General features: G+C 61.0%; 6 protein-coding genes and 2 tRNA genes. 3 read left to right on the top strand and 5 right to left on the bottom strand.

Annotation, left to right across the window (positions count from 1 at the left end; genetic code table 11):
• Nucleotides 1-1,476 precede the first annotated feature (1,476 nt).
• Together JQ631_RS15595 and JQ631_RS15600 are read right to left on the bottom strand one after the other, a co-directional pair.
• A tRNA-Ala gene (locus JQ631_RS15595) sits at nt 1,477-1,552 on the bottom strand.
• Nucleotides 1,553-1,585: 33 nt separating this feature from the next.
• Nucleotides 1,586-1,662, bottom strand: a tRNA-Ile gene (locus tag JQ631_RS15600).
• Nucleotides 1,663-4,345: 2,683 nt separating this feature from the next.
• Between JQ631_RS15600 and JQ631_RS15610 the strand changes: the two genes are divergently transcribed.
• The gene (locus tag JQ631_RS15610) at nt 4,346-6,409 is read left to right on the top strand and encodes a M23 family metallopeptidase (protein ID WP_212327411.1); all 2,064 of its coding nucleotides are present in this window, start codon (nt 4,346-4,348) and stop codon (nt 6,407-6,409) included.
• Nucleotides 6,410-6,492: 83 nt separating this feature from the next.
• On the opposite strand, the gene clpB is transcribed toward JQ631_RS15610, so the two are convergent.
• The gene (gene clpB, locus JQ631_RS15615) at nt 6,493-9,132 is read right to left on the bottom strand and encodes an ATP-dependent chaperone ClpB (RefSeq protein WP_212327412.1); all 2,640 of its coding nucleotides are present in this window, start codon (nt 9,130-9,132) and stop codon (nt 6,493-6,495) included.
• A gap of 240 nt (nt 9,133-9,372) precedes the next feature.
• Here clpB and JQ631_RS15620 point away from each other — a divergent pair, with 240 nt between their 5' ends.
• The gene (locus JQ631_RS15620) at nt 9,373-10,176 is read left to right on the top strand and encodes an MOSC domain-containing protein (RefSeq protein ID WP_212327413.1); all 804 of its coding nucleotides are present in this window, start codon (nt 9,373-9,375) and stop codon (nt 10,174-10,176) included.
• Nucleotides 10,177-10,304: 128 nt separating this feature from the next.
• On the opposite strand, the gene JQ631_RS15625 is transcribed toward JQ631_RS15620, so the two are convergent.
• Entirely contained in the window at nt 10,305-10,949 is a 645-nt protein-coding gene (locus JQ631_RS15625; protein ID WP_212327414.1) for a TIGR02594 family protein, read from the bottom strand.
• A 215-nt stretch (nt 10,950-11,164) separates the two neighbouring features.
• On the opposite strand from JQ631_RS15625, the gene JQ631_RS15630 reads away from it, so the two are divergent.
• Nucleotides 11,165-12,028 carry an alpha/beta fold hydrolase gene (locus JQ631_RS15630; protein WP_212327415.1) on the top strand — a complete coding sequence of 288 codons (864 nt, stop codon included), beginning with the start codon at nt 11,165-11,167 and terminating at the stop codon, nt 12,026-12,028.
• A gap of 75 nt (nt 12,029-12,103) precedes the next feature.
• Here JQ631_RS15630 and metW read toward each other — a convergent pair whose 3' ends face one another.
• Complete coding sequence (gene metW, locus JQ631_RS15635) at nt 12,104-12,766, bottom strand: methionine biosynthesis protein MetW (protein ID WP_212327417.1); 663 nt, start codon at nt 12,764-12,766, stop codon at nt 12,104-12,106.
• Nucleotides 12,767-12,778: the final 12 nt, after the last annotated feature.

Genomic DNA, 12,778 nt, shown 5'->3' on the forward strand with positions numbered 1-12,778 from the left:
GTTGTTTCCCTCTCCACGACGGACGTTAGCACCCGCCGTGTGACTCCCGGATAGTACTCTCAGGTATTCGGAGTTTGGTTGGGTTTGGTAAGACGGTAAGTCCCCCTAGCCCATCCAGTGCTCTACCCCCTGAGGTATTCATCCGAGGCGATACCTAAATATCTTTCGCGGAGAACCAGCTATTTCCCAGTTTGATTGGCCTTTCACCCCTAACCACAAGTCATCGGAGCCTTTTTCAACAGGCACCCGTTCGGTCCTCCAGTGAGTGTTACCTCACCTTCAACCTGCTCATGGCTAGATCACTAGGTTTCGGGTCTAATACAACGAACTTGACGCCCTATTCAGACTCGCTTTCGCTACGCCTTCGCCTATCGGCTTAAGCTTGCTCGTTAAATTAAGTCGCTGGCCCATAATACAAAAGGTACGATGTCACCCAGAACGTATCTTGGGCTCCATCTGTTTGTAGGTGTCCGGTTTCAGGTCTATTTCACTCCCCTCGTCGGGGTGCTTTTCACCTTTCCCTCACGGTACTGGTTCACTATCGGTCGCTGAGGAGTACTTAGGCTTGGAGGGTGGTCCCCCCGCGTTCAGACAGGATTTCACGTGTCCCGCCTTACTCGTGGATACATCATCGCATTACTCGTACGGGGCTATCACCCTCTGGGGCCCAGCTTTCCTGACTGGTTCCGATTGTCTTTGATGTATCACTGGCCTGGTCCGCGTTCGCTCGCCACTACTAACGGAGTCTCTGTTGATGTCCTTTCCTCCAGGTACTTAGATGTTTCAGTTCCCTGGGTTTGCTTGAAACCTCCTATGTATTCAGAAGTCTCATACCTTCTCTTGATAACCGGAAATCCAAAACCTCACGGTCAAGGATCGTTTGATTATCTCTCACAACCCCAAGACCAAGGTCTTGGAGTTCCGGCTATCGAAGGTGGGTTTCCCCATTCGGAAATCCATGGATCAAAGCTTCTTCGCAGCTCCCCACGGCTTATCGCAGCGTAGCACGTCCTTCATCGCCTCTCAGCGCCAAGGCATCCACCGAACACCCTTAAGGCACTTGATTGCTCTCATTATCAATGTCCACACACTCGGCAGAATGTTGTCTGTACGATTGCCTTGCGGCGCGCGCCCTCGATGAACGCTACGTACAGCCGGACAATGATTAGAAAGACCAGCTTGCTTCGTAAGATCGTTCCGATAGCGAGGCGGTCAAGCTTCGCTAAAAGGATCATTTACAACTCGCATGTCTTTCAGACGCAGCCTTGTGAGCTGCACTGAACGACGCGCGAGCGCCGAAATGATCCGGAGATAATGAAGTATCGCGCAACAATTGCTTGTTGCCCGATCCAACTCGGATCGATCTCCTCTTTACGATGTCAGAAATCACGCAACTTGCTGTCTATCCAGACTAGCAGGATGCGAAGTGATGTTTCGCGGACGATTTGGTACAAACAGCGCCGGCAATCAGCCATCTGGTGGAGCCAGACGGGATCGAACCGACGACCTCATGCTTGCAAAGCACGCGCTCTCCCAGCTGAGCTATGGCCCCGTAACCAGAAGACGAATGCTCACTCGATGAGTGTGGTGGGCCTGGGAAGACTTGAACTTCCGACCTCACGCTTATCAAGCGCGCGCTCTAACCAACTGAGCTACAAGCCCCTAACGCATATCCCGTCAAGGACCATGGGATCCTGCCGATGCAGGCCCAGCGCGTGTTCGTCCGCGAAGAAAGAGAAACGTAGACGGCGAAATCCCGCCAATGCAGCTCAACGATCCTGACGACCGTTGGCCACTGATGTTTCTAAAACAGCTCGATAGAAGCAAGCTTCTGAAGAGCCATCCTTAGAAAGGAGGTGATCCAGCCGCAGGTTCCCCTACGGCTACCTTGTTACGACTTCACCCCAGTCGCTGACCCTACCGTGGCCGGCTGCCTCCTTGCGGTTAGCGCACCGTCTTCAGGTAAAACCAACTCCCATGGTGTGACGGGCGGTGTGTACAAGGCCCGGGAACGTATTCACCGTGGCGTGCTGATCCACGATTACTAGCGATTCCAACTTCATGGGCTCGAGTTGCAGAGCCCAATCCGAACTGAGACGGCTTTTTGAGATTTGCGAAGGGTCGCCCCTTAGCATCCCATTGTCACCGCCATTGTAGCACGTGTGTAGCCCAGCCCGTAAGGGCCATGAGGACTTGACGTCATCCCCACCTTCCTCGCGGCTTATCACCGGCAGTCTCCTTAGAGTGCTCAACTAAATGGTAGCAACTAAGGACGGGGGTTGCGCTCGTTGCGGGACTTAACCCAACATCTCACGACACGAGCTGACGACAGCCATGCAGCACCTGTGTTCCAGGCTCCGAAGAGAAGGTCACATCTCTGCGACCGGTCCTGGACATGTCAAGGGCTGGTAAGGTTCTGCGCGTTGCGTCGAATTAAACCACATGCTCCACCGCTTGTGCGGGCCCCCGTCAATTCCTTTGAGTTTTAATCTTGCGACCGTACTCCCCAGGCGGAATGCTTAAAGCGTTAGCTGCGCCACTAGTGAGTAAACCCACTAACGGCTGGCATTCATCGTTTACGGCGTGGACTACCAGGGTATCTAATCCTGTTTGCTCCCCACGCTTTCGTGCCTCAGCGTCAGTATCGGGCCAGTGAGCCGCCTTCGCCACTGGTGTTCTTGCGAATATCTACGAATTTCACCTCTACACTCGCAGTTCCACTCACCTCTCCCGAACTCAAGATCTTCAGTATCAAAGGCAGTTCTGGAGTTGAGCTCCAGGATTTCACCCCTGACTTAAAAACCCGCCTACGCACCCTTTACGCCCAGTGATTCCGAGCAACGCTAGCCCCCTTCGTATTACCGCGGCTGCTGGCACGAAGTTAGCCGGGGCTTATTCTTGCGGTACCGTCATTATCTTCCCGCACAAAAGAGCTTTACAACCCTAGGGCCTTCATCACTCACGCGGCATGGCTGGATCAGGGTTGCCCCCATTGTCCAATATTCCCCACTGCTGCCTCCCGTAGGAGTTTGGGCCGTGTCTCAGTCCCAATGTGGCTGATCATCCTCTCAGACCAGCTACTGATCGTCGCCTTGGTAGGCCATTACCCTACCAACTAGCTAATCAGACGCGGGCCGATCTTTCGGCGATAAATCTTTCCCCGTAAGGGCTTATCCGGTATTAGCACAAGTTTCCCTGTGTTGTTCCGAACCAAAAGGTACGTTCCCACGCGTTACTCACCCGTCTGCCGCTGACGTATTGCTACGCCCGCTCGACTTGCATGTGTTAAGCCTGCCGCCAGCGTTCGCTCTGAGCCAGGATCAAACTCTCAAGTTGGACTTGAACTTTGAACCGGCTGATCACAACGTTTGACGAGGTCCCACCATTATCGACCGAAGTCGATGTGCTGCCTGCGATTCACATCGCGGGCAACGATGGTGTTTCCTTTGAAACGTGTACCGCCGAAGTCTTTCGTCCGGTCTCGATCAAAAAAAGCCGAAGCTTTTCAGATGCGAGACCCGCAAGGACTCCGCCGTCCACGTTTCTCTTTCTTCATCTTCACTTGTCAAACAGCCCGGGACCAGGAGGCCCCAACCTTCCGGAGTGGAAGGATCCCGACACCCTTACCGGCGACGAATGAACTCCAACCGATTTGTGTCGGCTGTTGTGCACTCAACGAGGTGAGGAGCATCAGTGGCGCGTTCGCTCGCCTTGGTCAGTGACCCGGCGGCGCCGCGCTCAGTGGTCGGGTTATAGGCCCCCCCGCCCGGGATTGTCAACGCCCATCGTCAACAAATCGTCGCACAGTGGATTGTCGAAAATAATCGAGTGATTACAGCGGATTAGGCGACCGCCGATTGAGTGGAGCGAAGCCCCTCGGCAAAAAAATCTGAAAAAAGTTTGCCTCCCAGGGGGCTCTGAACGGGCTCGGAAGGGGCTCCTGGGGGAGAACTCCGGATGCAGCCTGCTGCGCCGCACCAACCGGGGCCCGCACCCGGTCGTTCAGGAAACTTTTTCCATAGTGGGTGCCGTACTAGAGCCACAATCCCGCGGCGTTCTGGTATGAGACAAGCTTGAATCGCTGGATGCCAGTGGGGGCTGCCGGCGATTTTCATGGGGTTCAGAGAAGGCGATCTGACGATGACGCGGCCTTCTTCGGACATTCGAAAGACATCGAGAGACCTTCACCTGCCCAGCTGTTCGTAATTTCGGCCGGGCCCTAGCTTGGGGCCTACTGAGCGCGAGCACCTGTGCGATTAGGCTTTTCCGGCGATGCCCCTGCAAGAGGGCAACCAGGGAGAGGCTTGAAACGAGGGATTTCGGGTCGCTGATTGGGGGACTTGGGTTGAACCAGAGGACGTCACGCGGCGCTTACGGGCGTGAGACCGGGATCATCGATCTCGGCCACGAGCCGCCGCTGTCCGTCGATGGTTCTGAAGCCGCCGTCATCGATCGCCGTCGCGTCTCGGTACAATGGTTCAGCGGTACAATTCTGACCGGACTCTGCGGCGCAGCCCTGATCGGCGGCGCCGTTTTCGCATCTCTCGACGGTGAAATGACCTTCGCCAAGGTACCGGAGCGGGTCGAAGGCGCGCTGCGTGGTGCCTTCGGAGCTGCCGACCGCACCGCCACGCTGCACAAGAGCGACCGCCTGCCGCCGCCGAATGATTCCACGGCATCGCGCAACATCGTGCGCGTCTCGACGGTCGCCCGCGTCGGCAACCGCGACGTGATGCGGGTGCGGCCCTTCATCCGGATCTCCGGCAATTTGTCGATGACGACGAGCGATCTGTCGGCAAAGATTCCCCCGTTCAACGCGCAGCGTCTGCTCACCGACGTCGGCTCCGATTCGAAGACCGCGGCCGACGATCCGAACAATCCTGAGGCCGTCGAGCCTGACGCCGAGGTTTCCTTCGTCACCAAGGATCTTTCGTCGGTGCTGCCGAAGGCCAAGATTTCCGCAGTGGTGGCGCTCGACGACATCCTGATGCGGGTGCGCGATGCCGCCAATTGGCGCGGCAATGGCGGGGTGCGCTACGCCTCGCTCTCCAATGCCGCCGCCGATGTCTCGGGCGCGAGCGGCCCGTCCGACATGAAGATGGCCTACGCCACCGAAGTGTCGCCATCCGATCCCTATGCCGGCTTCGAGACCCGCGTGGTGCCGGAAAACGTCACTCTGCTGCCGAAGACCAAGGAGCAGATCACCGGCGGCAATCCCAACGGCGAACGCGTCCATCTGGTCAAGAAGGGCGACAGCGTCGGCTCCGTCCTGCGCGATCTCGGCGCCACACCTGACGAAATCAAGGCGATCGTAGCGACGCTCGGTCCCCGCGGCCGCGACGGCGGCCTGAAGGAAGGCGAAAAACTTCGCATCCTGATGGCGCCCGCAAGCCCCGGCGCCAGACTCCAGCCCTACCGCGTCGTCGTCGCCAACGACACCATCGTCGAGGCGATTGCCGCATTGTCGGATCTCGGCAAATACGTCGCCGTCGACGTTTCGAGCATGAACACCGTCGCCGATGCCACGGCCAACGCCAACAGCGACGACGATGACGATGACGACGGCAGCGGTGTCCGGCTTTACCAGAGCATCTACGAGACCGCGATGCGCAACAAAGTGCCGATGCCGGTCATCGACGACATGATCAAGATCTACTCCTACGACGTCGACTTCCAGCGCAAGGTACAGCCGGGCGACTCGTTCGACGTGTTCTACGCCGGCGAGGACGAGGGCACGACCGCGGTCGACAAGAACGACGTGCTGTTCGCCTCGCTCACGGTCGGCGGCGAGACCAAGAAATATTATCGCTATCAGAGCCCCGACGACGGCGTCGTCGACTACTACGACGAGACCGGCAAGAGCGCGAAGAAGTTCCTGGTCAGGAAGCCCGTCAACAGCGCCATCATGCGCTCCGGCTTCGGCGGCCGCCGCCATCCGATCCTCGGCTATGTGAAGATGCACACCGGCGTCGACTGGGCCACCGCCTACGGCACGCCGATCTTTGCCGCCGGCAACGGCGTGATCGAGAAGGCCCAGCTCGAAGGCGGCTACGGCAAATACGTCCGCATCAAGCACAACAACGGCTACGAGACCGCCTACGGCCATATGTCGGCTTTTGCCAAGGGCATGGAGCCCGGCAAGAAGGTGCGACAGGGCCAGGTCATCGGCTTCGTCGGCTCGACCGGCCAGTCGACCGGCCCGCACGTTCACTACGAAATTCTCGTCAATGGCCGCTTCGTCGATCCGATGCGCGTGAAACTGCCGCGCGGCCGTTCGCTCGAAGGCCCGATGCTCGCGGGCTTCGAGAAGGAACGCGACCGGCTCGACGGCATGATGAGCGGCCGCGCCGGTGCCATCGCCCGCATGTCGGATGCGACCGGCGGGCCGTTGCAGGTCAGCAACCGCTAGTTTTTAGGATCAGACGTCAAAATAAACGCCCCGGAGAGGACAAGCTCTCCGGGGCGTTTTCATTTTGCTCTGAGTGCTGCCGCTCAGTTCAGCTTGCGCTTCGACACGGGCGCCTCGAACTGGGCGATCTCCGCGGTCTGTGGCGCCTTGCCGTTGAAGGTCAGCACGTTGCCTTCGGACGAGATCGCAACGGTATCGCCGTCCCTGACGTCGCCGGCCAGGATCATCTCGGCGAGCGGATCCTGGAGGTAGCGCTGGATCACCCGCTTCAATGGCCTTGCGCCATAAGCGGGATCCCAGCCCTTGGCAGCGAGCCAGTCTCGACCCGACGCATCGAGCGTCAGCACGATCTTGCGATCGGTCAGCAGCTTCTGCAGCCGCGCGAACTGGATCTCGACGATCCGGCCCATCTCGCTCCGCTGCAGGCGATGGAACAGGATGATCTCGTCGACACGGTTCAGGAACTCGGGGCGGAAATGCCCCCGCACCATCCCCATGACCTGCTCACGCACGGCAGAGGTGTCTTCGCCTTCGGGTTGATTCACCAGAAACTCCGAACCGAGGTTCGATGTCATGATGATCAGCGTGTTGCGGAAATCGACGGTACGCCCCTGACCATCGGTCAGACGACCATCGTCGAGCACCTGCAACAGGACGTTGAAAACGTCCGGATGCGCTTTCTCGATCTCGTCGAACAGCACGACCTGATAAGGCCGGCGTCGCACGGCTTCGGTGAGCGCACCGCCCTCGTCATAACCGACATAGCCCGGAGGCGCGCCGATCAGCCGCGAGACGGAATGCTTCTCCATGTACTCGGACATGTCGAGGCGGACCATCGCGGTCTCGTCGTTGAAGAGATACTCGGCGAGCGCTTTGGTCAGTTCGGTCTTGCCGACGCCGGTCGGGCCCAGGAACATGAACGAGCCGGTCGGCCGGTGCGGGTCCTGCAGGCCGGCACGCGAACGGCGCACGGCGGTCGCGACCGCACGCACGGCCTCGGCCTGGCCGACGACGCGCTGTCCGAGCTGCTCCTCCATCTTCAGGAGCTTCTCTTTCTCGCCCTCCAGCATCTTGTCGACGGGTACGCCGGTCCAGCGCGAAACCACCTGCGCGATGTGGTTGGCGGTCACCGCCTCCTCCATCATCTCGCCTGAGCCTTCGCGCGCCTCGATGTCGGCGAGTTGCTTCTCGAGCTGCGGGATCCTTCCATAGGCCAGTTCGCCGGCCTTCTGGAATTCACCGCGCCGCTGCGCATCGGCCAGATCGACGCGCAGGGCGTCGAGCTCCGACTTCAGCTTCTGGGCGTTGGAGAGCTTGTTCTTCTCCGCACTCCAGCGCGCGGTGAGCGCCGCAGACTTCTCCTCGAGCTCGGCCAGTTCTTTCTGGAGCGTCTCGAGTCGAGACTTCGAGCCGAGATCGCTTTCCTTCTTCAGCGCCTCCTGCTCGATCTTGAGCCGGATGATCTCACGATCCAGCGAATCCAACTCTTCCGGCTTGGAATCGACCTGCATCTTCAACCGCGCAGCCGCCTCGTCCATCAGATCGATGGCCTTGTCGGGCAGGAAGCGGTCGGTGATGTAGCGGTTGGACAGGGTCGTCGCCGCCACGAGCGCGGAATCGGTGATCCGCACGCCATGGTGCTGCTCGTACTTGTCCTTGAGGCCGCGCAGGATGGAGATGGTGTCCTCGACCGACGGCTCGCTGACGAAGATCGGCTGGAAGCGCCGTGCCAGCGCCGCGTCCTTCTCGACGTGCTTCTGATATTCGTCGAGCGTGGTCGCGCCGATGCAGTGCAACTCGCCGCGCGCGAGCGCCGGCTTCAGGAGATTGGAGGCATCCATCGCGCCATCGCCCTTGCCAGCGCCGATCAGCGTGTGCATCTCGTCGATGAACAGGATGAAATTGCCGTCGCTCGCGGTGACTTCCTGGAGCACGGCCTTCAGCCGCTCCTCGAACTCGCCGCGGTATTTTGCACCGGCGATCAGCGCGCCGAGGTCGAGCGAGAGCAGCTTCTTGTCCTTCAGGCTCTCCGGCACGTCGCCATTGACGATGCGCAGCGCGAGCCCTTCCGCGATGGCGGTCTTGCCGACACCGGGCTCACCGATCAGGACGGGATTGTTCTTGGTCCGGCGCGAGAGCACCTGGATGGTGCGGCGGATCTCCTCGTCGCGGCCGATGACCGGGTCGAGCTTGCCGTCACGCGCAGCCTGGGTCAGGTCGCGGGCATATTTCTTCAGCGCGTCATAGGCGTTCTCGGCCGTGGCGGAATCCGCGGTGCGGCCCTTGCGCAGCGCCTCGATGGCGGCGTTGAGATTTTGCGGGGTGACGCCGCCCTTGGCGAGGATCGCGCCGGCCTCGCTGGTCTTCTCCAGCGTGAGACCGAGCAAAAGTCGCTCGACGGTGACGAAACTGTCCCCGGCCTTCTCGCCGGCCTTTTCGGCGGCGTCGAAAGTGCGCGCGAGTTCGGGCGCCAGATAGATCTGGCCGGCACCGCCGCCAGACACCTTCGGCACCTTGCCCAGGGCGTCCTCGGTCGCCTTCAGGATTGCACGGGAATTACCGCCGGCACGGTCGATCAGACCTGCGGCCAGCCCCTCGTTGTCGTCCAGCAGCACTTTCAGGACGTGCAGGGTCGAAAACTGCTGATGCCCCTCGCGCACCGCAAGCGACTGCGCGGATTGGACGAAGCCCCTCGATCGCTCGGTATATTTGTCGATATTCATGTCTTTTCTTTCCCTCGGCCTGCCCCTGGGGCCCTCTAAGGCACCCCAAACGGCATCTTCATTGGGTTTCCGCGAGCCGCGTTGACGTTCCTCAACCGACAGCGGTCGTCATCAGCCGGCGCTGGCGCCGGCCTGATCCAAATGTGGGAAGCGTGCCCTCGGATCGGAAGAGGCCAGTTCACAATTTCGTGCGCCGAACGTCTGCTTGGCCAGGGCAGAGAGAATCCCCTAAGTAGACCCATGAACCTCAGCGCAAAGTCAGCCAACCAGACGGCGGAGATCGCCGGCCTTTACCGCTACCCGATCAAGGGCCTGACGCCCGAATCCCTGCCCCGGGTGCCCTTGCGAGCCGGCCAGACCCTCCCCGCCGACCGCCGCTATGCCATCGAGAACGGGCCCAGCGGGTTCGACCCGGAGGCGCCGGAGTGGAAGCCGAAAATCCAGTTTCTGATGCTGGCCCGCAATGAGCGGCTGGCCTCCCTCGACAGCCGTTTCGAGGACGCGACCAACCGCCTGACCATCCGCAAGGACGGCCAGATCGTCGCCAGCGGCGACCTGGAAACTGCGGCCGGGCGCGCCGCGATCGAGAGCTATTTCAGCGAAAACTTTCAGCCGGAGCTGAAGGGCCCGCCAAAATTGCTGTCAGGCCGGGGCCACAGCTTTTCCGACGTGGCCCGCAAGGTCGTGTCCATCATCAACATCGAGAGCGTCCGCGCCATCGAGACCATGCTCGGCGGCGCCGCCGTCAATCCGTTGCGCTTCCGCGCCAACCTTTACCTGACGGGCTGGCCGGCCTGGTCCGAGCTCGATCTCGTCGGCCAGACGCTCGCGATCGGGCAGGCCCGGCTGAAAGTGGTGAAGCGCATCGTCCGCTGCCCGGCCGTCAACGTCGATCCCCAGACCGCCAAGCGCGATCTCGAGATACCGCCGACGCTGTCGCGCCAACTCGGCCACATGGATTGCGGCGTCTATGCCGAGGTCATCGCTGACGGCGAGATCGGCGTCGGTGACGTCGTTGCGACGGAAGAGCCGAAGCTGGTGTGACGGGACGCAGCTTCAACACACGCCGTCATTGCGAGCGCAGCGAAGCAATCCAGACGAATTCCGTGGAGGGATTCTGGATTGCTTCGTCGCTTCGCTCCTCGCAATGACGAGAGTGAGACGTCGCTACCTCAATTCGGCATCACATACGCATAGATGCGGCCGCGCGAAATCGGGGCCTCGCGGACGCGGTTGCCGTTGTTGCCGGAGATCATGATCGGATTGCCCTGCGCGTCGATGCCGGTGATGATGCCGACATGACCGCCGCGGCGGCCGCGCGACATCACCGCGATGGCGCCGACCTGCGGGCCGGAGACGCGCGTGCCGTAATGCGCAAACGAGCTCGCCATGTCTGAGCCGGTGCCATGATGCCCCGTGTGTTGCAGCACCATGTTCATGAAGCGCGCGCACCACAGGCTGCCGCGCCCGGTGGGATTGCCGCCGATATAGCGGCGTGCCTCGGAGACGAGACCGGATCCACCGCCGAGGCCGCCGCTCGCGACGGCGCTGCCGCCATTTGCGCTCGGATCATAGCTGGCCTGCGTGTTGGCGAATCCGCTCGCCCGCAGTTGCGCCGCGCCGCGCTCGAAGCGCGAGCTGCGTGCATGATGGCGATAATGATGATGTCTGGCGTGATGCACGTAAGCGTGCCGCTCTGCGCTGTGACGATGATGGGGCCGCGCTGAGGCCGGAGAAACGAACGCGGCAAAAGCCGCGAAGATAATCGCCATCGCGGCAACACGGCGCGACAGGCGAGACGCAAGCAACTCAAACATTCTTCATCCTTCGTTGACACCCCCACTTCCAATCGGCCCGTGCGGTGGCCGACATCCGACTGGCCGTTAAGCCGTCCGATGTGGCGAGAAAAAGACGCGGCGGCAGCGAATAGCTGCGATGATCTTGCGGCAATGCTGGTTCGATGCTGCCTCATTGCGGCCAACAGCATTAACTGCAATCCTGAAGTCACGGCTTGAAGAGAGGGAAACGGTTAATGCCCCACGCCACGACCAGGGACGACGTCCGCATCTACTTCGAAGAAGCGGGTCAGGGAACGCCGATCATTTTTCTGCACGAGTTCGCGGCCGACTACACCAATTGGGAGCCGCAGATGCGCTACTTCTCGCGCGGCCACCGTTGCATCACCTATTCCGCGCGCGGCTACACCCCGTCTGACGTGCCTGATGGCGAGGTCTATACCTACAAGCATTTCTACACCGACGCGCTTGCGGTGCTCGATCATCTCAAGATCGAGCGCGCGCATCTCGTCGGCCTGTCGATGGGCGCCTACTCGTCGCTGCAGATCGGATTGAACGCGCCGCAGCGCGCGCTGTCGATGACGCTCGCCGGCGTCGGCTCCGGATCGGAGGTCGAGAACCTGGAAGCCTGGCGCAAGCAGTGCCGCGCCAATGCCGAGCAGTTCGAGGCGCTTGGATCTGCCGAGGTCGCAAAAGTCACGCGCGAGGCGCCGAGCCGGATTCCCTTCCTGGTCAAGGACCCGCGCGGCCACGCCGATTTCTATGCCGCGCTGGCGCGGCACGACTCCAGAGGCTCGGCCAACACGATGCGCGGCTTCCAGGGCGGCCGCCCCTCGATCTATGCGATGACTGATACGATCAAGAGCGTGGCCACACCGGCACTGATCATCTGCGGCGACGAGGATGATCCGTGTGTGGGTGCAAGCCTGTTTCTGAAAAAACATCTGCCGGCTGCGGGCCTTGCAATGTTTCCGAAGTCCGGCCACGTGCTGAATCTCGAGGAGCCCGCACTGTTCAACCAAAGCGTGGAGCGGTTCGTGACGCTGGTGGAAGCGGGACGATGGCCGGTGCGCGATCCGCGGTCGCTGGCGGCGCATTAGGCACAGGCGCCGCCACACACTCCGTCGTTGCGAGCGCAATGACGGAGGATTGACTTCAGGAGCGCGGACGAAAAGCTACTTCCCCTGCCCGCGGCTCAGCAAGAACACGCCCTGCTCGCCGAACAGATTCCACACCCACCATGGCAGCCGCAGCCGCAGCGGACGGCCGTAGAGGTCGAGCGCCTCGGCACGCTCCATCTTGACGCCGATGGCGTCGCAGAGCTCGACGAAATCCTTGATGGTGCAGAAATGGATGTTGGCGGTGTCGTACCAGCTCGCCGGCAGATTTTCCGTGCGCGGCATGTGACCGCCGACCAGGAGCTGAAGGCGCATCCGCCAGAAGCCGAAATTCGGGAACGTGACGATGGCGCGGCGGCCAATGCGCAGGAGATTCTCCAGCACGACCTTCGGCTGCCGCGTCGCCTGCAGCGTCTGCGACAGGATCACGTAGTCGAAAGCGTCATCAGGGTAGTTGATGAGGTCAGTGTCGGCATCGCCCTGCACCACAGCAAGGCCCTTTGCCACGCAGCGATTGACGCCCTCGCGCGACAGTTCAATGCCGCGGCCGTCGATGCCGCGGGTCTCCAGCAGCTGAAGCAGATCGCCGTCACCGCAGCCGACGTCGAGCACCTTCGAGCCCGGCTTGACCATTTCGGCGACCAGCAGGTGATCAGCGCGAAATGGGCCGGACTGTTCCGACGCGAGGCCGCCCAGCGGCAGCGCTTCCTGTACAGACATCGCTAGCCGTCC

Origin of the sequence: Bradyrhizobium manausense (genome assembly GCF_018131105.1) — a bacterium.
In the GTDB taxonomy this organism is placed as follows: Bacteria; Pseudomonadota; Alphaproteobacteria; order Rhizobiales; family Xanthobacteraceae; genus Bradyrhizobium; species Bradyrhizobium manausense_B.

Excerpts from the sequence above, each read along its gene's own strand:
- JQ631_RS15625 (WP_212327414.1), bottom strand. The coding sequence starts at position 10,949 with ATGTTTGAGTTGCTTGCGTCTCGCCTGTCGCGCCGTGTTGCCGCGATG.
- clpB (WP_212327412.1), bottom strand. The coding sequence starts at position 9,132 with ATGAATATCGACAAATATACCGAGCGATCGAGGGGCTTCGTCCAATCC.
- JQ631_RS15630 (WP_212327415.1), top strand. The coding sequence starts at position 11,165 with ATGCCCCACGCCACGACCAGGGACGACGTCCGCATCTACTTCGAAGAA.
- JQ631_RS15620 (WP_212327413.1), top strand. The coding sequence starts at position 9,373 with ATGAACCTCAGCGCAAAGTCAGCCAACCAGACGGCGGAGATCGCCGGC.
- metW (WP_212327417.1), bottom strand. The coding sequence starts at position 12,766 with ATGTCTGTACAGGAAGCGCTGCCGCTGGGCGGCCTCGCGTCGGAACAG.